This window comes from Myroides sp. JBRI-B21084, assembly GCF_030545015.1.
Classification (GTDB): Bacteria; Bacteroidota; Bacteroidia; order Flavobacteriales; family Flavobacteriaceae; genus Flavobacterium.
In genome coordinates, this window is the sequence record NZ_CP120653.1 from 1110626 (window position 1) to 1133726 (window position 23101).

24 protein-coding genes are annotated in these 23101 nt (G+C 31.5%); 6 read left to right on the plus strand and 18 right to left on the minus strand.

All coding sequences use genetic code 11. The features are described 5' to 3' along the window. Positions 1 to 27 precede the first annotated feature (27 nt). Positions 28 to 1167: an acyl-CoA dehydrogenase family protein gene (locus tag P3875_RS05445; protein ID WP_303445264.1), complete on the minus strand. Its 1140-nt coding sequence runs from the start codon at positions 1165 to 1167 to the stop codon at positions 28 to 30. A gap of 91 nt (positions 1168 to 1258) precedes the next feature. Between P3875_RS05445 and P3875_RS05450 the strand changes: the two genes are divergently transcribed. From P3875_RS05450 to P3875_RS05460, 3 genes are all read left to right on the plus strand, one after another. Then, positions 1259 to 2344: an anhydro-N-acetylmuramic acid kinase gene (locus P3875_RS05450; protein ID WP_303445265.1), complete on the plus strand. Its 1086-nt coding sequence runs from the start codon at positions 1259 to 1261 to the stop codon at positions 2342 to 2344. Between the two features lie 51 nt (positions 2345 to 2395). Continuing rightward, positions 2396 to 3622 (plus strand): Glu/Leu/Phe/Val dehydrogenase dimerization domain-containing protein, encoded by a 1227-nt coding sequence (locus P3875_RS05455; protein WP_303445266.1) that lies wholly within the window; start codon positions 2396 to 2398, stop codon positions 3620 to 3622. Positions 3623 to 3738: 116 nt separating this feature from the next. Beyond that, a complete protein-coding gene (locus P3875_RS05460) occupies positions 3739 to 4617 on the plus strand; it encodes an energy transducer TonB (RefSeq protein WP_303445268.1) in 879 nt (292 codons plus the stop codon). A 65-nt stretch (positions 4618 to 4682) separates the two neighbouring features. Here the strand turns inward: P3875_RS05460 and P3875_RS05465 are convergent, their stop codons facing one another. Continuing rightward, positions 4683 to 5801: an endonuclease gene (locus tag P3875_RS05465; protein ID WP_303445269.1), complete on the minus strand. Its 1119-nt coding sequence runs from the start codon at positions 5799 to 5801 to the stop codon at positions 4683 to 4685. 7 nt (positions 5802 to 5808) lie between these two features. Next, positions 5809 to 7023, minus strand: a complete 1215-nt coding sequence (locus tag P3875_RS05470) for an RsmB/NOP family class I SAM-dependent RNA methyltransferase (RefSeq protein ID WP_303445270.1) — start codon at positions 7021 to 7023, stop codon at positions 5809 to 5811. 96 nt (positions 7024 to 7119) lie between these two features. Here P3875_RS05470 and P3875_RS05475 point away from each other — a divergent pair, with 96 nt between their 5' ends. After that, the gene (locus P3875_RS05475) at positions 7120 to 7776 is read left to right on the plus strand and encodes an HAD family hydrolase (protein WP_303445271.1); all 657 of its coding nucleotides are present in this window, start codon (positions 7120 to 7122) and stop codon (positions 7774 to 7776) included. A gap of 45 nt (positions 7777 to 7821) precedes the next feature. Here P3875_RS05475 and P3875_RS05480 read toward each other — a convergent pair whose 3' ends face one another. After that, positions 7822 to 8241, minus strand: coding sequence for a nucleoside-diphosphate kinase (locus tag P3875_RS05480; protein ID WP_125018903.1), 420 nt, complete (start codon positions 8239 to 8241; stop codon positions 7822 to 7824). 98 nt (positions 8242 to 8339) lie between these two features. On the opposite strand from P3875_RS05480, the gene P3875_RS05485 reads away from it, so the two are divergent. Beyond that, complete coding sequence (locus P3875_RS05485; protein ID WP_303445272.1) at positions 8340 to 8729, plus strand: group III truncated hemoglobin; 390 nt, start codon at positions 8340 to 8342, stop codon at positions 8727 to 8729. Here the strand turns inward: P3875_RS05485 and P3875_RS05490 are convergent. From P3875_RS05490 to P3875_RS05545, 12 genes are all read right to left on the minus strand, one after another. Then, the gene (locus P3875_RS05490) at positions 8726 to 9082 is read right to left on the minus strand and encodes a VOC family protein (RefSeq protein WP_303445273.1); all 357 of its coding nucleotides are present in this window, start codon (positions 9080 to 9082) and stop codon (positions 8726 to 8728) included. The two genes, P3875_RS05485 and P3875_RS05490, sit on opposite strands and share 4 nt — an antisense overlap. Continuing rightward, entirely contained in the window at positions 9075 to 9443 is a 369-nt protein-coding gene (locus P3875_RS05495) for a VOC family protein (RefSeq protein WP_303445274.1), read from the minus strand. The genes P3875_RS05490 and P3875_RS05495 overlap by 8 nt, the downstream gene beginning before the upstream one ends. 5 nt (positions 9444 to 9448) lie before the next feature. Then, positions 9449 to 10144, minus strand: a complete 696-nt coding sequence (locus P3875_RS05500; protein ID WP_303445275.1) for a hypothetical protein — start codon at positions 10142 to 10144, stop codon at positions 9449 to 9451. Positions 10145 to 10280: 136 nt separating this feature from the next. Further along, a complete protein-coding gene (locus tag P3875_RS05505; RefSeq protein WP_303445276.1) occupies positions 10281 to 10562 on the minus strand; it encodes a GIY-YIG nuclease family protein in 282 nt (93 codons plus the stop codon). 178 nt (positions 10563 to 10740) lie between these two features. After that, positions 10741 to 10947, minus strand: coding sequence for a helix-turn-helix domain-containing protein (locus P3875_RS05510; protein ID WP_303445277.1), 207 nt, complete (start codon positions 10945 to 10947; stop codon positions 10741 to 10743). Further along, the gene (locus P3875_RS05515; RefSeq protein ID WP_303445278.1) at positions 10925 to 12034 is read right to left on the minus strand and encodes a serine hydrolase domain-containing protein; all 1110 of its coding nucleotides are present in this window, start codon (positions 12032 to 12034) and stop codon (positions 10925 to 10927) included. The genes P3875_RS05510 and P3875_RS05515 overlap by 23 nt, the downstream gene beginning before the upstream one ends. A gap of 4 nt (positions 12035 to 12038) precedes the next feature. Next, positions 12039 to 12467, minus strand: coding sequence for a DUF2975 domain-containing protein (locus P3875_RS05520; RefSeq protein WP_303445280.1), 429 nt, complete (start codon positions 12465 to 12467; stop codon positions 12039 to 12041). Between the two features lie 81 nt (positions 12468 to 12548). Next, entirely contained in the window at positions 12549 to 13091 is a 543-nt protein-coding gene (locus P3875_RS05525) for a DUF2975 domain-containing protein (protein WP_303445281.1), read from the minus strand. Positions 13092 to 13204: 113 nt separating this feature from the next. After that, positions 13205 to 15040, minus strand: a complete 1836-nt coding sequence (locus P3875_RS05530; protein ID WP_303445282.1) for an ABC transporter ATP-binding protein — start codon at positions 15038 to 15040, stop codon at positions 13205 to 13207. Continuing rightward, complete coding sequence (locus tag P3875_RS05535; protein ID WP_303445283.1) at positions 15040 to 16770, minus strand: phospho-sugar mutase; 1731 nt, start codon at positions 16768 to 16770, stop codon at positions 15040 to 15042. The genes P3875_RS05530 and P3875_RS05535 overlap by 1 nt, the downstream gene beginning before the upstream one ends. A 12-nt stretch (positions 16771 to 16782) precedes the next feature. Continuing rightward, positions 16783 to 17739, minus strand: a complete 957-nt coding sequence (locus P3875_RS05540; RefSeq protein ID WP_303445284.1) for a glycosyltransferase family 2 protein — start codon at positions 17737 to 17739, stop codon at positions 16783 to 16785. A gap of 2 nt (positions 17740 to 17741) precedes the next feature. Continuing rightward, entirely contained in the window at positions 17742 to 18281 is a 540-nt protein-coding gene (locus P3875_RS05545) for a DUF4199 domain-containing protein (RefSeq protein ID WP_303445285.1), read from the minus strand. A gap of 230 nt (positions 18282 to 18511) precedes the next feature. Here P3875_RS05545 and P3875_RS05550 point away from each other — a divergent pair, with 230 nt between their 5' ends. Continuing rightward, a complete protein-coding gene (locus tag P3875_RS05550) occupies positions 18512 to 18763 on the plus strand; it encodes a type B 50S ribosomal protein L31 (RefSeq protein WP_303445286.1) in 252 nt (83 codons plus the stop codon). Positions 18764 to 18845: 82 nt separating this feature from the next. Here the strand turns inward: P3875_RS05550 and P3875_RS05555 are convergent, their stop codons facing one another. Next, positions 18846 to 20534: a sodium:solute symporter gene (locus P3875_RS05555; RefSeq protein ID WP_303445287.1), complete on the minus strand. Its 1689-nt coding sequence runs from the start codon at positions 20532 to 20534 to the stop codon at positions 18846 to 18848. Between the two features lie 110 nt (positions 20535 to 20644). Continuing rightward, positions 20645 to 23101 (minus strand): PIG-L family deacetylase, encoded by a 2457-nt coding sequence (locus P3875_RS05560; protein ID WP_303445288.1) that lies wholly within the window; start codon positions 23099 to 23101, stop codon positions 20645 to 20647.

The following is a 23101-nucleotide window of genomic DNA, read 5'->3' on the forward strand; positions in this document are numbered from 1 at the left end:
TCTTTTTTTTCAAAATATTTTTTTTTATTATTTAGAAATTCCTCTAGAAATAACAATTTTTTGAATCTCTGAAGTTCCTTCGTAAATCTGAGTAATTTTTGCATCGCGCATCATTCTTTCAACATGGTATTCGGCAACATAACCGTTACCACCGTGAATTTGAACAGCTTCAATTGTAGTATCCATAGCAGTTTGCGAAGCGAATAATTTTGCCATAGCACCTGAAATTGAAATATCTTCACCGTTGTCTTTTTCTGAAGCAGCTTTCATACATAACATACGTGCAGCAGTAATGTTCACTGCCATATCAGCTAATTTAAATGCAATAGCTTGGTGGTTAATAATTTCGGTTTTAAAAGCTTTACGCTCTTTTGCATATTTTAAAGCTAATTCATAAGCACCTTGTGCAATACCTAATGCTTGTGAAGCAATACCAATTCTACCACCGTTTAAAACATTCATAGCAAAAGCAAAACCAAATCCATCTTCGCCAATTCTGTTTTCTTTTGGAACTTTAACATCAGTAAACATTAATGAATGTGTATCGCTTCCACGAATACCCATTTTCTTTTCTTTAGGACCAATTTCAAAACCTTCCCAACCTTTTTCAACAATAAAAGCATTAATTCCTTTATGACCTTTTTCAGGGTGTGTATGTGCAATTACTAAGTAAGTTGATGCTGTACCACCATTGGTAATCCAGTTTTTTGTACCGTTTAATAAGTAATAGTCACCCATATCAACAGCCGTAGTTTTTTGCGATGTAGCATCTGAACCTGCTTCTGGTTCCGACAAACAAAACGCACCAATAACTTCACCTGATGCCAATGGCACTAAGTATTTTTGTTTTTGCTCTTCAGAACAGTATTTTTCCATTCCAGCACAAACTAACGAGTTGTTAACCGACATTACAACTGCTGCCGATGCATCAACTTTAGCAATTTCCTCCATTGCCAAAACATAAGAAACGCTGTCTAATCCGGCACCGCCATATTTTGGATCAACCATCATTCCTAAAAATCCAAGCTCTCCCATTTTTTTCACTGCTTCGGCAGGAAATATAGAATGCTCATCGCGTTCAATAACTCCAGGTAATAATTCGGTTTGAGCGAAATCACGAGCAGCTTGTTGAATCATTAATTGCTCTTCTGTTAATTTAAAGTCCATTTTTATTTTGTTTTTGTAAACACATTAATTTTCAGCTTCAAATATAATTGAATATTGCTAAATTTTCAAAAAATATGCGTATTTTTAATTTATGAAAGCAGAAAAATTTACTGTGCTAGGGGTTATGTCTGGTACTTCTTTAGATGGAATTGATTGTGCAATTGTTGAATTTAAACTTAAGCAAAACAATTGGCAATTTAATTTAATACATGCACAAACATTAGATTATACTTTAGATTGGAAAAACAAATTAAGCAACGGCATTAATCTTTCGGCAACCGATTTACATTTACTAAATATAGAATATACCTTTTTTTTAGGTGAATTATTAAACGATTTTTTAAACGATAATAAATTTAAAGTTGATTTTATATCATCACATGGTCACACCATTTTACATCAGCCTCAAAACGGTATTACTTTACAAATAGGAAACTTACCAATAATTAGCGATTTAGTTTCGTTGCCGTTTGTTTGTGATTTTCGTGTACAAGATGTTCAGTTAGGTGGGCAAGGTGCACCTTTGGTTCCAATTGGCGATCGACTGCTTTTTTCAAATTATGATTATTGTTTAAATTTAGGTGGATTTTCTAATATTTCCTATGAAGAAAACAATCAAAGAATTGCTTTTGATATTTGTCCGGTAAACACCTTATTAAATTATTTTGCTGAACAATTAGGCAAAGAATTTGATGAAAACGGAAATTTTGCATCCAAGGGAAAAATGCATCAACCTTTATTTAAAGCATTAAATGAATTAGCCATTTATGAACAAAAAGGACCAAAATCATTAGGGGTAGAACAAGTTAAAAGCATTTTTTTACCATTAATTTTAAATTATAAGATATCGGCATATGATGTTTTAGCAACTTTAACAGAACATATGGCCTATCAAATTTCAAAAGTTATAACCAAAACAAAGGCTAATTTATTAGTTACTGGTGGCGGCGCTTTTAATACCTATTTAATAGGTAGAATAAAATTTTACGCTCCAAATATTAATATTCAATTAGAAAGTAACGAAATAATAGCGTTTAAAGAAGCCATCATTTTTGCTTTCTTAGGCGTTTTAAAAGTAAAAAACATAAACAATGTATTAAGTAGCGTTACAGGCGCAATAAAAGATCATTGTTCAGGTGTAATTTTTAATGAGGATTTATTACAAAGGAATTGCTAATTTTATTTGTAATGAATTATATTTGTGCAGAAATAAAAAGTAATCAATAAAATGAAGGATTTATTAAAAAAGTTCGAAGATAAAAAACCTGAAGTTGTTTTCCATTGGTCTGATTCTGAAACAGAAGCAGAAGGTTGGACAGTAATTAACTCATTACGCGGTGGTGCTGCAGGTGGTGGTACACGTATGCGCAAAGGGTTAGATATGAACGAAGTTTTATCTTTAGCTAAAACAATGGAAGTGAAATTTACCGTAGCTGGCCCAGCTATTGGTGGTGCAAAATCAGGTATAAATTTTGATCCTGCCGATCCACGTAAAGAAGGTGTTTTAAAGCGTTGGTATAAAGCAGTTTTTCCTTTGTTAAAAAATTATTACGGTACAGGTGGCGATTTAAATGTTGATGAAATTCACGAAGTAATCCCTATGACTGAAGATTGTGGATTATGGCATCCGCAAGAAGGTGTTTTTAACGGACACTTTAAGCCAACCGAAGCTGAAAAAATTAACCGTATTGGTCAATTACGCCAAGGAGTTTTAATGGAAGTTTTAGATACAAACTACACGCCAGACGCAACTAAAAAAATTAAAGTAGCCGATTTAATTACTGGTTACGGTGTTGCCGAAGCTGTTCGTCATTTTTACGATATTTATGGTGGAAATGTAGCTGGTAAAAAAGTTATTGTACAAGGTTTTGGTAACGTTGGGGCTGCAGCAGCTTACTATTTTGCTCAAATGGGTGCAAAAGTAGTTGGTATTATTGATCGCGATGGTGGTATCATGAATGCTGAAGGGTACACTTTTGAAGAAATTAAAACCTTATTTTTAAATAAAAACGGAAATACATTAGTTGCTGCAAATATGATTCCTTTTGCAGAAATTAATGGTAAAATTTGGAGCATGGGTGCCGAAGTATTTGCACCTTGTGCAGCATCACGCTTAATTACTAAAGAACAAGTTGATGCTATGATTACTGCAGGTTTAGAAGTAATTTCTTGTGGTGCAAATGTGCCATTTGCAGATAAAGAAATTTTCTTTGGACCAATTATGGAATATGTTGATGCTAAAGTTAGTTTAATCCCAGATTTCATTTCAAACTGTGGTATGGCTCGTGTTTTCGCATATTTTATGGAGAATAGAGTTGAAATGAACGATTCAAAAGTATTTGAAGATACATCAAACACTATTAAAAAGGCGTTACAAAATGCACATTCATTAAACGCTTCTAAAACCGATATTTCGGCAGCTGCGTTTGAAACAGCTTTAAAACAATTAGTGTAAACTAAATATTCAATAAAAAAAGCAAGTAGTAATACTTGCTTTTTTTATGATCAATTTTAAATAAAATTAATCTTTATCATGTATATTTACCTAAAATTTAGCTTTTAAAAGTAATTATGATGCATTTTACAACAGAAGAAAAAAAATCAATGGTTTTAACAACTGCAGTTGCAGGCGTTTTATTGTTGATTTTACTATTTATTCGCTTTGCAAATGCTACAACGTTTCCAAATTTAGCTGGTGGCGGTGGTGGCGGTGTTGAAATTAATTTTGGAGATAGTGAGTTGGGAATGGGACCTGATTTTTCAAGCGAAATTTTAAATGTAACTGAATCTAGCAAAAATAAAACCACACAAGCTGAATCTGTTGAGGAGGAGGAAATTTTAGCTCAAGAAAATACAACTGATGCGCGTGATTTTACCGTTGTTAAAAAAACAACTACGCCAAAAGAAAAATTAAAAACGGTAACGCAACCTGTTAAGAATATACAAACAAAAAATAAAGTTTCAGATTTTACTAAAAATGCTTTAAGTAGTTTAAACGGTAATAAATCAGGAGGTGATGGAAACGATAATGTAGCGGGTAATAAAGGTAAGAAAGACGGATCGTTGTCATCAAATAATTATTATGGCGATGGTGGTTCTGGTGGCGGAACAGGTGGTGGACATGGAACTGGCAATGGTACAGGTGTTGGTGCAGGTTCTGGATCGGGTACCGGAGGTGGAAATGGGTACTCTTTGTCAGGTAGAAAAGCTACAACAAGACCAACGCCTCAAAATAATTGTAATGAAGCTGGTACCATAGTAGTTAGAGTTACAGTTGATAGAAACGGAAATGTTATAAGTGCTTTACCTGGTATTAAAGGATCAACCAATACTTCAAGTTGTTTAAAAGCTATAGCTAAAGATGCAGCATTACGTACCAAATGGGAACCAAAATCTACAGCGCCAGATAACCAAATTGGTAGTATTGTTTACAATTTTAAATTAAGGTAAAAATAAATAAAAAGTATTAAAAAAATCCGGTAATGATTGCTCGTTACCGGATTTTTTAGTTCTTATTATTTAACAATTACTTGCTTTGTGCTTGTTTTAAAACCTGCTTTTAATTTTAATAAATACGTTCCACTTTTTAAATTATTTATCATGAACACTTCATCATAAAATGGTGGATTCGATATCTTTTTAATTAATTTTCCTTGTATGTTATAAAGGGTAATAACATCTATTTTTTCTTTGGTAGAAATAAAAATGGTATTTTTTGGCGCTGGATTTGGATACACATTAAACTCTACCAGTTCTGCTTTGTTTGTATTTAATAATTGTGGGAACCAAACGGCTGTTACATACGTTGGATTATCAATATATGGATTGCGATTGCCTTGTACGCTATAAATGTAATCGTTTAAATTTGTTTCGCGAATACTAACCGGATCTTGCAAATGCCATTGGTATAAAACATCTAAAAAGCCTGTTACAAAAACTTTATCAATAGATCCATCAAACATTGCACGTACTTGTGTTTGGGTTTGAGTTGATCCATTAAAAAAGTCATCCATTAAATCTTCGTAACGAGTTGCAAAGTAAAAATATGCACGAGCAATATCGCCTTTAAACTCGTCAATTGGTTCAACCACAGTACCACTAAAACCATTAACAGCGCTTGATCCGCGTTTGGTACCGTTTAACGATGTGTAATTAGCAGTTGCTACTTTACCAAAAGGTAAATTTCCGCGTTCATTGTTAACTTTTCCATCACTAGGCCAAACATGAAAAGCATCAGTACGCATAGGTGTTTGGTCGTTAAAATATGATTGAGGTACCAAATGCTCTCTATTATAACAATCACCTTCTTTACCGTAATTACCACACTGATCAGAAATTACAGTATATACATAAGGGTCTGCAGCTGTTGGTTTTTCAGAATAAATGTCTAAAATTGTTTGGTCGTTTTCATAATACTTATCTCTAAAACCATTTTTAGCATTATTGTTGCTGTACAAATCCCAAAGCCCAGGTGTGTATGTTAAAACATTGTGATTGTTAGTAATTATTGTTTTTAATTGTGATTTTAACACATAGCCCGTTCCTGTAGCATTATTGTAATAATTAGCAGGGATTTGAGCCAACATTGCAACCGAACAACAAACGGTTACAAATAAAGTTGATATTTTTTTCATTTTAAAATTAATTAATACGTTCCATTAAACACATGTAAAAACCATCGAAGCCCGATTGCGATGCTAAAACCTTTTCGTCTTTAATAAATTTAAAGTTTTTACCAAAATCGGTTTTTAAAAAAAGTTCAATTTGTTTTTCGTTTTCAGAAGGTAAGATAGAACAAGTTGCGTAAACCAATTTTCCACCTAGTTTTACCATTTTAGAATAATTTGCTAAAACTTCTTGTTGGGTTTTCTTTATGTTTTCAATAAACTCTGGTTGTAATTTCCACTTGCTATCAGGGTTACGTTTTAATACGCCTAAGCCCGAACATGGAGCATCAAGTAAAACACGATCGGCTTTATCGTAAAGTTTTTTAATAACTTTTGTTGAGTCTATTATGCGGTATTCCACATTAAAAACACCGTTGCGTTTTGCCCTAATTTTCAACTGCTTTTGTTTACTTTCATATAAATCTAAAGCAATAATTTGTCCTTTATTCTGCATTTTTGCAGCAATATGCAATGTTTTACCACCGGCTCCAGCACATGTGTCAATAACACGCATACCCGGCTGTACATCTAACAAAGGCACTACTTTTTGCGATGAAGCGTCTTGAACTTCAAAATAACCTTCTTTAAATAAATCGGTCATAAAAACGTTTGCACGTTCTTTTAAAATTAAAGCGTCGGGATATTTGTCATCTAAAATTGTCTCAATATCCAAATCCATCAGTTGTGCACGCAATTTTTGTTTAGTAGTTTTTAACGTATTTACCCTTAAAACTACTTGTGCCTGTTGGTTTTGGGCTTCTAATTCTTTAGTCCAAACTTCTTCACCTAGTTCTTGAACACCTAATTCATCCATCCAATCAGGAATAGATTCACGGTATTTCCTAATTTTAGAAAGTTCGTCAAATTTACCTTTAATACGTCTAATAGGTGTATTTTCAAAATACTTCCAATCGGGTAGGGTAATTCCTCTTAAAACCGCCCAAACAGCAAAAATGCGCCAAACGGCATCACGCGTAAAAGGTTCCTTTACTTCGGCAATTTCGGTATATAATCTTTTCCAACGAACAATTTCATAAATTGTTTCGGCAACAAACTTACGGTCTTTTGCACCCCAACGTGGGTCTCTTTTTAGGGCTTTTGCTACTTCTTTATCGGCATATTCGCCATCGTTAAAAATATTTAACAACGAATCGATAACCGCAAAAACCAAATTTCTATGTAATCGCATTTTAAATTAAATAAGCTTACAAAGTTACAATTTATATGTTGGCTGTGAAATACTTTTTTTAGATAAGCTTTTTATAAATTTGCAAAAATTTTTTTTATGGTTAAAACCGTTATTTTTGATATGGATGGAGTTATTGTTGATACAGAACCTGTTCACAAATATGCATATTTTAAACATTTTGAGGAGTTAGGAATTAATGTTTCTGAAGAATTGTATGCTACTTTTACTGGAAATTCTACTCGAAATGTTTTTCAAAAATTGAAAGATCAATTTGGATTGAACGCCGATGTTGAAGATTTAATTTTAAGAAAACGATCGCTTTTTAACGATGCATTTGATACAAAACCCGATTTAGAATTAATTGCTGGGGTTGAAAATTTAATAAAAGATTTACATGCAAATGAAGTGGAATTGATTTTAGCTTCATCGGCTTCAAAAAGCACTATTACTAGAGTATTTAACCGCTTTAAATTAAATGAATATTTTACTCATAAGGTTAGTGGTGAAGATTTTCCTAAATCTAAACCAGATCCAACTATTTTTATTCATGCAGCTTCGCTATCTAAAAATAAAAAAGAGGAGTGTATTGTTATAGAAGATAGTACCAATGGTGTGAAAGCGGCTTGCGCAGCAGGAATTTATTGTTTAGGATACAATAGTGAAAATTCTAAACTGCAAAATTTAGAAGGAGCAAGTGTGTTGGTTGATGACTTTTTTAAGATTAACGCAAGTTTTATTAAGAGTTTAAAATAAAAAAATCCCGAATTATCGGGATTTTTTATGTTTTATTTTTATAAATTAAAACTGCTCTCTACCAGCAAAGTGGAAAGCTGCTTCAATTTCTGCATTTTCGTCAGAATCTGAACCGTGAACTGCATTTTCACCAATAGATTTTGCATATTTTTTACGGATAGTACCTTCTGCAGCATCTGCTGGGTTTGTAGCACCAATTAATGTACGGAAATCTTCAACAGCGTTATCTTTTTCTAAAATAGCTGCAACAATTGGACCTCTTGACATGAATTCTACTAATTCACCATAGAACGGACGTTCAGCGTGTACTTCATAAAATTTCTTAGCATCTGCAACTGTTAATTGCGTTAATTTCATTGCAACGATTCTGAAACCACCTTCAGCAATCATGTTTAAGATTCCACCAATACTACCAGCTTCTACAGCGTCTGGTTTAATCATTGTAAATGTTCTTGTACCTGCCATTTTTTTCTTTGTTTAATTTGGATGCAAAAATAACTATTTTATAAAATTATAAACTACTTTATGGCAAATAGTTTATAAATTTATATAAATTAAAAATAATGAAGCACGATATTAAAAACCGCAACGATTTGGAAAAAATAGTTCGAATTTTTTATGACAAAATTCGTAAAGATGAAGAATTAGGACCTGTTTTTAATTCTATTATTACAGATTGGGAACCACATTTACAAAAAATTATTAATTTTTGGGAACAACATGTTTTTGGTGTTCAAAAATACAGTGGCGATCCCATTGCTGCCCATAATAAAGTTGATGCTTTTATGAATTACGCCATTACACCCCATAATTTTGGGACATGGCTTTTTTATTGGCTACAAACATTAAACGAACTTTTTGAAGGACCAAATGTAGAAGTTTTAAAATTTAAAGCTCGTAAAATGCAAACTATTTTTTATGTGAGTATGGTTAAAGATCGCCCTAAAAGTTAATCGCAAATAGTAATAATATTTCCGTTATTATCGGCAAAAACAAATTCTTTATTTCCGTAAATTCTTAAAGTTATAGGCTCTAAAATGGTAATGTTTTTTTGTTGAATTTCGTTAAAAAACAATTCAATTTCTGGTATCCATAGAATAATGTGCTGTTTTTGGTTTTTATTTGGGAAATGGTTGTTAAAAACGGCAAAATGTATTTGAAAACCATTTCGTTCTACCATTCCATAAGTGTTTGGTATTTTGTTTATTAATGAAAAACCTAATTTTTCAATATAAAAAATTAAGGTTTTTTCTACATTTTCTACATATAAACGTGGTGCCGATGCAATTATTTGTGCTTTATTCATGTGTAATGTTTTCTCCAAATTGTAAAATATAACCGTTGTTGTCTTTAATAGCAAATTCGTTCATTGCCCAATCAAAAGTTTCAAGTGGGTAAACAATTTCTACACTATCTTTTAGAGCATTCCAAAGCTCTTCTATATTGGTAACGTTGAAATAAAACGAACCTGAAAAACCTATTTTTTCATAAACAGTATGTTGGTTTGGTTTTGCAAGCATAATTTCAGTTTTATCTTTACGCAAAGAAGCCCATTGCCAGCTTTCGTTATATTCACCACATGTAAAACCCAAAACCTTAGTGTAAAAATCTACAGAAGCTTGTAAATCTTCTGTCCATAACATTGGGGTAACTGAATTAAATTTCATAGTTGTTAAATTAAAATATCGCTTTCTAAATCAGATTTTTCAATGGTAAATTCAAAACCTAAGCGTTCAACTACTTCAATTACTAATTTTTTGTACCAATTTTCTGATTTAGGGTGAATGTACAATCGCTCAATCATTTCGTTAACATCAATTAACACTTTTACACCTTCGTTTATATGTAAATCTAAATGCGAAATATCGGTAATAACTCGAACTTCATGTTCGTACTGAAAACTTTTTCGTTTAAAAAGAAACGGAAAAAAATCGTCATTAAAAGGTATATGTTCCTTTTTATAATCAATGTAATTTACTTCACCAATATATTGATCTGCTTTAGGTTCAATCAACGCTTTTTTTAAGCTGCCAATGGTAGATTGTATTGCCAATCCTTCGTTGTTTTTTGTGAAAACTTGCCACATGGCGTAACTTTCGTAAGAATTAGCGTGCCAACTACTAATTACAATGTTTTTTCGTTTTGATTTGTAGGCGTCTAAATATTCGGGATTATCTGCCAACAGCTTTTTAATTTCTTCGTACGTTGGTTCGCTAAAAGTACCTTCGAACTGGTCTTCAAATTTATCAGATCGAGCCATAAACATTCGGTTAGATAATAGTAAATCTAAGAATTTAGACAAATCTAAATACTTCCATATTACGGTTTCGTCTGCTGGGATATGAAGTTTATGGTTTTCTTTGAACATTTTTTTATAAAGTTAGAATATTAGTTTAGAAAGTTAAAAGGTTATAAAGGTTGTTGGAAATAGCCTGTTTTTTTTGCGACTTTGAGTCAAGCTCAGAGTGACAGTAGCTTGGTCATGCTGAACTTGATTCAGCATCTCATATTAGTTGTATCGTTTCTAAATTTGGATTAACGTCTTTAATGAGTTTTAATTTCCAATCTTTTTTCCAACTCTTCAATTGTTTTTCTCGGGATATTGCAAGGTTAATGTCATTGTAAACTTCATAATAAATCAAATCTGTCAAATTATATTTTGATGTAAAAATGGAAGCTCTGCTTTCATTATGTTCCAAACTTCTCCAATTTAAATCATTAGTAACACCTACATAAAATGTTGTTCGATATTTATTTGTTACTATGTAAACATAAAATTGAGACATGATTTTATCGTTTGATGCGACTCTGAGTCAAGCTCAGAGTGACAGTAGCTTGGTCATGCTGAACTTGATTCAGCATCTCATAACACTTTGAGTCAAGCTCAGAGTTATAAGGGTTTAACAATCTATATCTTATAAATTTATAAAAAAAATGATTTAGTTAATTAAAAAATAAGGTTCTTCAATTAGAAACATACTCTAAAATATCACTTGGTTGGCAATTTAGTACTTTGCAAATGGCTTCTAAAGTAGAAAAACGAATGGCTTTTGCTTTACCTGTTTTTAAAATAGATAAGTTGGCAGTTGTTATACCAATTTTGTCTGCCAATTCTTGCGATTGCATTTTGCGTTTAGCCAGCATAACATCAAGGTTTACTATTATAGGCATTTATAATTTTTTTTAATTGGGAAATTAACTGCTGCTGCATTTTGTAAATTGCTTCTACATGTTTTTCATCGGCTGCGTTTGCAAAAATCGTGATTCCTAATTTATTTTCAGGAATTAAAATAGCGTGCGTGTAAAAAGTTGCGGTACTTCCATCGTGAAAACTCAACTTTTGATTGCCTTGAACGGCATTTCCCCAACCATAGCTGTAATTATCAACATCGAAGTGTATTTTTTTAAAGTTTTCTTGTTTTAATATGCCTGTTTCAGAATTATATCCTTTTAAATGCAGTTGCAACCACGCAGCATAATCGGTAATGTTCATTGATAAATCGCCTGCCGAAAGCATAAAATCTTCTAATTTGTACGAATGTGTTGGCGGCAAAGCTGTCAATTCATTATTTTCCAACCAATGACCCCACGCATGATTCAAGCTTTTTTTATTTGGAAACCCAAAACTGTAATCCCAATTTTGTTGCTTCATAAAATCTGCCAATAAATCTTCGTACGATTTTTTTGCTGATTTTTCAATCATCATAGCTGCCATAACGTAACCCGCGTTTGAGTAAGTTCCTTTTTCTACCGTTGGTTGTGCTAAAACTTGTTGTGCAAATTCAACTCGTTTTAATTCGGTTGTTTTAGCCGTTATTTTTAATGACAGAAATTCCGAACCGTCTGTGTATGGTTGAACTTGTGCATTGTGGGATAACAAATCTTTTAATGTTATGGAATGATATGCCGAGTTTTTATCGTTTTTCAATTCAGAAAAAAGCGAGTAAAAAGGAGTTTCTAACGATAAATTTCCTTTTTCGATCTGTTGAAATGCCAAAAACGATGTAAACGCTTTTGTGTTTGATCCTATATGAAACAAGGTTTTGTTAGTAACTGCCTCATTGCTTTTGTTTGAAATTGTTCCGGCTGTTCCGTAAAATATGTTATCACTATTAATTACAGCGGCTGCAATTGCTGGAATATTATTTTCTTTTACCGATGCTTGTAATAAACTGTCGATAATTTTACTGTGTTGTGTATTTTGTGCTAACATTATTGTTGTAGTTAATGTAAAACAAAGTGATATTATTTTTTTCATGATATTATATAGTTAGTTCGTTTTCTTGTTGTTGTTTTAAACCTAATTCGAATGCTTTGCCAATACCAAGAAGGAATATTCCTAAAAATAATTTGAAAGAAGTGTGTTCAAGTAACTTAACAATATTAGGGTCGTATTCCATAGCAGAAATAGAATTAAATAGCGGAAAACAATATTCTACAATAAAATCTTGTATAATAAATATTGAAATGACTAGCCAACCAATTAAACGGATGTTTTTTGCATTTTCTAAAGTAAAATAATTTTTTAAAGTGAATTGAGTAACTACCTTTTTCATTCGTAATAAAATTAAAAAGAAAAGTACCATAGTTATTATTTCAAGAAAAAAAGGAAAAGTAGAAAAGTAAGCAACGTTTTCCTCTTGATTTAATTCATTTGCTAATTCTTTTGGTGTATTTGTCCAAGTTATCATCAATATTAATAAGGCTAAGGCTGAAAGTACCAGAAATAAATAATAAATAAGAGATATAAGAATTTTTAAAAGTTTCATAAATTATATAGTTAATTCGTTTTCTTGTTTTAGCTCGATGTTTTCTTCTTTTTGAGTTTTAGCAATATGAAATACTTTGCTAAGTACAAGAAAGAATAATCCAATTATAAGACCGTTTAAAGGTGCTGTAAATAATGTGTTTAATACATTTTCACTTTTGTTAGTTTCTATAAATTCTTTTAAATCATTAAAATAAAATGGGTTGAACTTAGATAACATCGAAATTAAATATCCAAATAAGTAAATAAATCCAATAACTTTAAAATTTTTAATTACTGTATTTGTGAATATTTTTAATTGAATGAAAGATGCAATGTTCTGTTTAAATAAAAATATGGAATATACATACGATGCGTAATATGTAATTACCGTTAACAAAAGTATGATAATGGGGAGTTTGTTTTTTGTTGAAAAACTTGCAACTGAAGTTCCAACATCAAAACCTAAAATAAAAAATATAAAAAGTAAGCAACCAAAAATGCCGCCTATAAGTAAAGTAAAAAAAAGGATTGTAATAATAAGGTCTAACAAGTGCAATGTTTTCATATATTAAATTTTGATTATTTATCGACAAAGATATATAAATTATCGAAAAACAATAATTTTCTAATAAAAAAAATCACTCCAAGAGTGATTTTTAAAATTTATGTAATTGGTTATTAACTTTCAAATGATTGTAACGAAACTAATTTTGCGTACGTACCGTTTTTAGCCAAAAGTTCGTCGTGTGTACCTTGTTCGGCAATTTCGCCTCGGTTCATAACTACAATAACATCGGCTTTTTGTATGGTTGATAGCCTATGTGCAATTACAACCGACGTTCTGTTTTGCATCATTTTCTCTAATGCATCTTGTACCAAACGCTCGCTTTCGGTATCTAAAGCCGAAGTAGCTTCGTCTAAAACCATAATAGGAGGGTTCTTTAAAACGGCACGCGCTATAGAAATACGCTGTTTTTGTCCGCCCGAGAGTTTTCCTCCGCCATCGCCAATATTTGTGTTAATGCCATCGGGTAAATGTTGTACAAACTCATACGCATTTGCAATTTTTAAGGCAGCAATCACATCCTCATCAGTAGCGTTTAATTTTCCAATACGCACGTTATCTGCAATACTGCCGTTAAACATAATACTGTCTTGGGTTACTAGACCTAATTGTTCACGTAAAGCAAAAAGTTGAATATCTTTAATATTTGTGCCGTTTAACGTTATTGTTCCATTTTCAACATCGTAAAAACGCATCAATAAATTAGCAATGGTACTTTTACCAGAACCTGACTGACCTACCAATGCAACGGTTTTACCTTTTGGTATATCTAACGAAAAATTCTTTAAAACGTTTTGCTCCCCATCATAAGAAAAAGTGATGTTTTTTAATTGAATTTTATCGTTAAAACTGTTTATTGCGATTGATTTTTCGGTATCGCGAATAACATTTGGAGTTTCAATAATTTCAAAAACACGTTCTGCAGCTGCCGAACCATTTTTAACCTGATACGATGCTTTTGAAATAGCTTTTGCAGGTGTTAAAATATTATAAGCCATACCAATGTAACCTATAAAAGCACCGCCCGAAAGCGATCCGTCTTGTAATACTAAAGTACCACCGTAAATTAACAAAACCGCAATGGTTGCAATGCCTAAAAATTCAGACATTGGCGATGCTAAATTGTGTTTTTTACCTATTTTGTTGGTTAATATGTACAAACGATTAACCGATGCTGTAAATAGGTTTTTAAAATACGTTTCGGCATTATATCCTTTCACTACTTTTAAACCGGTTAATGTTTCTTCTACCACAGAAATCATATAGCCGTTTTCTTGTTGCGCACGTGCTGACTGTGATTTTAACGATTTACCAATTTTTGATATAATTAATCCAGAAATAGGTATAAAAATAAATACAAATAAGGTTAGTTTCCAACTTATTGAAAACATTATGCCTAAAGTAATTATTATAGTAAGTGGTTCTTTAACAATTAGTTCTAAAACGGCGAAAAAGGAATTTTGGACTTCGTTTACATCACCTAAAATTCGAGCCATAACGTCGCCTTTGCGTTTTTCAGAATAATATGAAACGGGTAAATCTACAATTTTAGCATACATTTTTTCTCTAAAATCGCGTAGCACACCTGTTTTAAGTTTCATTAAATGTTGTAAACCTAAAAATCCAAATAGGTTTTTTAATAAAAATATAATAATTATAATACTTATAATTAAATACAAAGCATAAGCAGCACCTTTTTGCTCGGTTAAATAATTTACATAATAGTATAATGTATCATTTAAATAGGTTTTAAGTTCCCAAATGCCGTTGTATGTTGGCAATTTAGTTACTTTTTCTTCTTCGCCAAATAAAACATTCATTACAGGTATAATCATTACAAAACCTAATGATGAAAATAAGGCGTACAAAACATTAAAAACCACATTCCAAATAATATTTGGTTTGTATTTTAATGCAAAAGGAATTAGTTTTTTTAAATTATCGTCCATTAATTCAAATTCATATCGTTAATAATGCGTTGAATTTTATTGGTTAAATATTCATCGGCATCTTTAATTTCTTCAATGTTTTCAATAGGAGTGTTGGTACTAAAATAAAACTTAATTTTAGGTTCGGTTCCACTTGGTCGTGCACAAATTTTAGATCCGTCTTCTAAATAATAAATCAACACGTTTGATTTTGGTAAGAACAAAGGCTCTGTTTCATTCGAAAATAAATTAGTTGCTATTGAACTTTGGTAATCTTCAATAAAAACCACACGTTCACCTGCAATTTCTTTTAAAGGATTGTTGCGTAATTCCGTCATCATTTTTGCAATTTCTTCAGCGCCGTCTTTTCCTTTTTTAGTTAACGAAATTAAATGTTCTTTATAATATCCAAAATCAACGTAAAGGTTTTGTAATTCTGTAAATACCGATGAACCTGCATGTTTAGCAATTGCAGCAATTTCACAAATTAATAGGGTAGAAGCTACGGCGTCTTTATCACGTACAGCATCGCCCACCATAAAACCAAAACTTTCCTCGCCGCCGCCAATAAATTTTTGTTCAGGAAAATCTTTAATAAATTTTGCAATCCATTTAAAGCCTGTAAGTCCTACTTTGCAATCAACTTCATACGCTTCGGCCAAAGCTAAAATCATAGGTGTTGAAACAATGGTTGAACCCACAAAGTGTTTTTTGCCTTGTAATTTTCCTGCACGTTTCCATTGTTCTAACAAAAAAGCAGTCATAACAACCATAGCTTGATTACCGTTTAAAAGCACCATTTTTCCTTCGGTATCGCGTACGGCAACTCCCAATCGGTCAGAATCAGGATCGGTACCAATAACAATATCTGCGTTGGTATCATTTGCCACATTTAAAGCCATTTGTAAAGCTTCAGGTTCTTCAGGATTTGGCGATTTAACGGTAGGGAAATCTCCGTTTGGTTCCGCTTGTTCCGCTACGATATGTACATTGGTATATCCGGCTTTTGCTAAAACATTTGGAATGGCTTTTATGGAAGTACCGTGTAATGCTGTATAAACAATTTTTAGGTTTTTACGGGCATTTTCGGGTACATTAAATGATGCGTTTTCTATAGTTGATTTTGCAAAAGCTTCGTCGATTTCCGAACCAATGTATTCAATTAATTCGTTATTAGCATCAAACAAAATATCACTATAATCTAAACTTTCAATAACCTGAATAATTTCTTTATCTTGTGGAGGAACCAATTGCCCACCATCTTGCCAATACACTTTGTAACCGTTGTATTCTGGAGGGTTGTGCGATGCTGTTAAAACTATCCCTGCATGGCAATTTAGGTAACGAACAGCAAAAGACAATTCAGGAGTAGGGCGTAAATCTTCGAACAAAAAGACTTTAATTCCGTTTGCAGAAAAAACATCGGCAACTATTTTTGCTAACGATTTACTGTTGTGGCGGCAATCATATGCTATAGCTACTTTTATTTGTTCGTCAGGAAAACTCTGTTTTAAATAGTGCGATAAACCTTGGGTGTTTTTACCCAAAGTGTATTTGTTAATACGGTTTGTGCCAACGCCCATTATACCACGCATACCGCCTGTTCCGAATTCTAAATTTTTATAAAAAGCATCTTCTAATTCTTTTGGTGCCGAAGTTAAAAGTGCTTTTACTTGGTTTTGAGTTTCGATATCAAAAGGATCTTGAATCCATTTGTTGCTTTGTTCTAATATATTTTTAGGGATATTCATTTAAAAAATTGATTATAAGTTAATTTGGTTTGAAATTTTGTAGCGCGATTCGTTGTTTTTGCTTCGTAAAATGATTTCGCCTAAAAATCCAGCTAAAAACAACTGGGTGCCTAAAATCATTGCGGTTAACGAAATATAAAACCACGGATTGTTGGTTACCAAAACAGCAGGTTGGTGTACCGATAATTTATATAATTTGTAGATACCAATAAATGCAGCACTACAAAAACCAACTAAAAACATAATTACACCTAATGCCCCAAATAAATGCATGGGACGTTTGCCAAATTTTGATAAAAACCAAATGGTAATTAAATCTAAAAAGCCGTTTACAAAACGGTTCATTCCAAATTTTGAAACGCCGTATTTACGTGCTTGATGTTGTACTACTTTTTCGCCAATTTTATGAAAACCTGCATTTTTTGCTAAAACAGGAATGTAACGATGCATTTCGCCATATACATCGATATTTTTTACCACCTTGTTGCTGTAAGCCTTTAAACCACAGTTAAAATCGTTTAATTGAACACCCGATGTTTTACGTGCTGCCCAATTAAATAACTTTGAAGGTAGGTTTTTAGCTACTACCGAATCAAAACGTTTTTTCTTCCAGCCCGAAACTAAATCATATTTTTGTTGAACAATCATGTTGTAAAGTTCGGGAATTTCGTCTGGACTGTCTTGTAAATCGGCATCCATAGTAATAACAACATCGCCTTTAGCAATTGCAAAACCAGCGTGTAAAGCCTGTGATTTTCCAAAGTTTTTCTGAAAACGAACTCCTTTTATTTGCGTATCGTTTGCTGTTAAGTTTTCTATAATTTCCCAAGAATTGTCGGTACTGCCATCATCAATAAAAACCACTTCATAGGTGTAATTATTTTGTTGCATTACTTTTGTAATCCAAATGTATAATTCAGGTAACGATTCGGCTTCGTTTAACAATGGAATAAGTATGGTAATATTCATTATTAATTTGCAGGTGAATTAAATTCTGATTTGTTGCGTATTGCCAATGCAATAATTAACCCAGGAATAGCCATTAATAACACACGAGTTGCTGCAGACATTAATAACGTACCAAAACTATATGGGTTAGAATCGGTAACCATAGCAACCGATTGTTCGGCCTGATCTTTAGGTACACCAAATTTTAGCATTTGTTGCTTAGTTAGTTCTATAGCATCAAGTTTTAGTAAATTTCCAGTTTCGGTATCAACCACACCATATAAAATAAATAAAAATACGGTGCTAATTAAAAGTCCCATTGCAATGGTTATAAAATAAGGTATAAAAGCTTCTTTTAATGTAATATAGCCACCTAATTTACGTTTTGCAATAAAAGTAGCCAACGCACCAAAAACAATTACTACAAAAAGCATTAAAAACCCACCGTAAATAGAATTCATTAATTTATAATTAAAAAAATAAATTAAAAGGTAAGTTAAAACCATAAATACAGCTATGATACTGCCAAATTTAATACCTGTATTTTTAAGTAAAGTATTCATTATATATGTATGTTATTATAAAATCTTACAAATATACAAAAATAGGTTGTAGATAATTTTGCATTTGTTGGATAAAAAAGTGTAAAGTTATTTTTGTAGATTAAAATATGTTATTAAATTTGCATTCTGAAAAATAAACAATTACATAAAAAGCTGTTTTTGGTTTATACCTTTTTGAAAGATAAAAGCATCAGAACAATTACAGCCATTAATTTAAAACAAGATTTACAATGAAACAAGGTCTTCACCCAGAAAATTACAGATTAGTAGCGTTTAAAGATATGTCTAACGATGACGTATTCATCACAAAATCAACAGTTGATACAAAAGAAACAATTGAAGTTGATGGAGTAGAGTACCCAGTTTATAAAATGGAGATTTCGCGTACATCGCACCCATTCTACACAGGTAAATCTAAGTTAATTGATACAGCAGGTCGTATCGATAAATTCAAAACTAAATACGCTAAATTCAAAAAATAATTTTTTGATTTATATTAAAAAAGAAGGATGTTTAATTTTAAACATCCTTCTTTTTTTATTTAGTTTATTCAGGGGTATTAATTTAATTACTTTTAACACGTTTGTTTATTATACTTTGTATGATAAATGCAATTATAATTACTGTAAAAACACCAATTGGATTAAGCCACATAAAACTTATAACATCTAAATTATAAATATAAATTACTACTAATTGTGCTAATAATGCGCCCCAAAATGTAGCTTTAGCTTTTATGTATTTGAAAAAGAATGCTATTAGGAAGATACCTAAAACCGGACCATAAAATATAGAACCTATTATGTTTACAAGTTGAATTAAGTTTTCAAACAACGTAATTAAGCAAGCAGCTAAAATACAAATGATGCCCCAAAAAACAACTAGATATTTGGTTACTTTTAAATAATGTTGTTCTGATAAATTGGGTTTGTATGTTTTGTAAATATCTATTGCGGAACTTGATGCAACGGCATATAAACCCGATGCCGAACTTGACATAGCTGCCGAAAAAATCATGGCTAATAAAAAACCAATAATTCCGTGGGGTAAATAATTTAATATAAAATAAATAAAAACATAGTCTTTATCATTTGTTTCAGCATTTTTATCAACCTTGGTAATAATATCGCGTGCATTTTGGCGCAATTGTACTTCGTGTTCATTTAAAGCTACTAATTTTTCTTCTAACATTTCGTTTTCATAGCCTTGGTTTAATTGCCCAGTGTAAATTTGTGTAATTTCTTTTTTTTCGTTTAATAAATCTTTTAATTCAATTTCTAAATCGCGGAATTCATTTTGATAAGTAGAATTTAAAACTTTTTGGGTGTTTACTGGATTAAAATGTATTGGCGATTGATAAAAATGAAAAAAGATAAATACCATAACACCTACCAATAATATAAAAAATTGCATAGGTACCTTTAAAACACCATTCATTAATAAACCCACTTGCGTTTCTTTTATGTTTTTGCCAGATAAATAGCGCCCCACTTGCGATTGATCTGTTCCAAAATAAGCCAACATTAAAAAGAAACCTGCTGTTATACCGTTCCAAAGAGTGTATGTTTCGGAAAAATTAGTTGAAAAGTTTAATAAATTAAGTTTTCCTTCAATTTTTGCAACATTAAAAACGTTTACAAAATTTACTTCTTGTGGTAATTTAAATAGAATGATAAAAAACGTTAAAAACATACCGGCCATTATTACAAAAGCTTGCTGTTTTTGGGTAATATTTAAAGCTTTTGTACCACCAAAATACGTATAAAAAATAATTACAATTCCTATTGAAACTATAATGAACGTTAAATCCCAATTTAAAATAGAAGATAAAATAATTGCTGGTGCATAAATGGTTATTCCTGTACCTATACTACGTTGAATGAGGAAAATAACCGATGCTAAAGTTCTTGTTTTTAAATCGAATCTGTTTTCTAAAAATTCGTAGGCTGTATATACTTTTAATCGGTGAAAAACAGGTATAAATACCATACAAATTACTACCATTGCTAACGGTAAACCAAAATAAAACTGCACAAAGCCCATGCCGTCGTGAAATGCTTGCCCTGGTGTAGACAAAAATGTGATTGCACTTGCTTGTGTAGCCATTACCGAAAGCCCAACTGTAAACCAGTTTGTGCTTTGGTTTGCTAAAATATATTCTTGAATGTTTTTACTGCCACGGGTTTTATAAGTTCCGTATAAAACAATAAACAACAAAGTGCTTAAAAGTATGATCCAATCTAATAATTCCATGTTAGCTGGTTAAATGCATTATAAAATAAAAAAGTATGATGTAAAAAACGTTAATTAAAAGTACAATACTGTAGCTTTTTCGCCATTTTATCCATTTAAAATCGTTCATTTTAAAGTTCAATTAAGTTTATAAATAATTCTAAAGCGCCTGTATTTCCAGCGGGTAATTGTCTAAAAAAGCTTAAACCAGTATAAATATAATTTCCTTTACCATGTTTTGCAATAAGTAACGCACCGTTAGTATCCTTTTCATCAAAATCGTGCGATGTAAAAACGGGGTGTAATTCAGTTGCAAATTCATCGGCATAATACAAACCTTGTTCTTGTACCCAATTTTTAAAATTCTCTTGTGTAATTTTAAAAGGTTCGTTTAAAACCGTTTCGTTAGGATTTATAAATTGTACAGTTGCGTTTTCATTTGTAATTCTGGTTTTACCAATTTTTAAATTATAAGGTGCAATTTCGTTGGTTTGTAAATTATTATTGGTTTGATATTGCACAATAACCGTACCGCCATTTTTAGTATAATCAAACAATAATTTGTTTTTAGTTTTTAACAAACTTTCAGTGTTAAAAGCTCGAATACCAACAATTATGGTTTCGTAATTTGATAATTCTTCAGCTTTTACACTTTCTAAATTAATAAAATCTACGTTGTAACCTACATTTTTTAAAACCTGCGGAATTTCGTCGCCTGCACCAACTATATATCCTATGTTCTTTTTCTTTAAAACACTTTTATTAAAAGATACAATTTTGGTTTCGGCAGGTTTAAAATAATAATTTAACGGAATGTGGTTGTAATCAACCCATTTTGTTTCTGCATTACTTAAAATTTTATTGTTTTCAAATACATTTACAGTATACGCTCCTTCTGCAAAATCATTTGGAATAATTATTTCTTTGTTTTTTTCGTTCGATTTTATTGAAAACAGAATAGATGGTGTTATAATATCTTTTTTGTTGTTTATAGCGTTGTTAAGGTCTAACTTTTTTAAGATTATTTCCCCGTTTATGTCTTCATCAGAATAATTACTCAAAACAACGGATACATTTTGGTTTTTATGATTGTTTGATATGTAAACAGGTTGCTTAAATTGTACCGAGACTGCTGGTACTATATGAAACGGTTTGTAAATTTCGCCTTTTACAACATCTTTATAATGGTATTGAATAGGCAAGGTGTACGATAAATACACGCCGTTAACTTCTAAACCAATAATGTTTTTTGGGTTTGCATTAAATTGTGTTTCAAAATCGTTAAAAGTGTTTATAAATTTAAAATTAGTAAAATCGTTGTTTGAAAATTTTGTTTGATAGTATTCATAAAAAACTTCTTGATTTGTAATTGTTTTATCAATACTTACTTTGTTGTTATTAATTGTAATATCTTTTACAACAATGTTTTGGTTAGATCTGTTAGCGATTTCAACCTTAACATCAACATTTTCGTTTGGAGTAGTGTACGGTTCGTTTGTAGTAATATCTAAAAACAAACCGGCGCAATTTTTAATAAGTTCTTTAACTTCGGTTTGTTTGCGTTTTTTCCAAATGGATTCAGGTAATTTATCAATTTCGGTGTAAATTTTTGTCAATAAATGAATAGATTTAGTAGGATCTTTAAAATCGTATTCTTTTAATAGTTGTGTAACTAAAGGTTGAATATTTTTACCACCTTCAATTCGGTTCCAACTTGTATCAATACCTTCAAATAGATTGTTCGATTTTAATCCATCGCCATCAACCAATTCTACATAATCAATTTCATCACCGCGTGACGAAATATCACCAAAACCTTGCGATTGATGTTGGCTGCGACTTAACGATGCAATTTCTTGATTGTTTTTACCTAATTGATTATAAAACACACCAATGTTTAAAGGAACGTACTTTGATTTATCGGCTTTTTCAAAAGCCTGTTTACTGCCAAAAAGGAACCAAGAAACATTAAAGAATAATCTTTTGGGTTGCCAAGTATTTGTGTTTTCTTTTAGTAAATCTTTATAATTTTTATCGTTTGCTAAACTAAAAGCCAGTTTAGAAAGTTGCGCCGATGCGGTATGATGGCCGTGAGTGGTGCCTTCGGTTCTATGATCAAAACGGTTTACAATAACATCGGGTTGTTCTTTTCTAATTAAATAAACCATTTGTTTAAGTAACAAATCTTTATCCCATTTTTCAAAAGCTTCTTTAGGGTGTTTTGAAAATCCAAAATCATCGGCTGTTGAAAAAAATTGTTTTCCTCCATCAATTTTTCGTGCGTTCCATAATTCGTTTGTGCGAATTACGCCTAAATCGGTACCTAGTTCATTACTTATTAAGTTTTGACCACCGTTGCCACGTGTTAACGAAAAATAATTGGTATATGCTTTATCGTGATGTGTTAAATAGGTAATTAAACGGGTGTTTTCATCATCGGGGTGAGCCGCAATATACAAAGCGCTTGCCAAAATGTTTAATTTTTCCATTTGAAAATAAATTTCAGACGGAGTAGGGGTTTGTGGTTTTTGTGCAAAACTGTGTTGTAAAAACAAACCACAAAATATATAGATTAGGTATTTATTCAT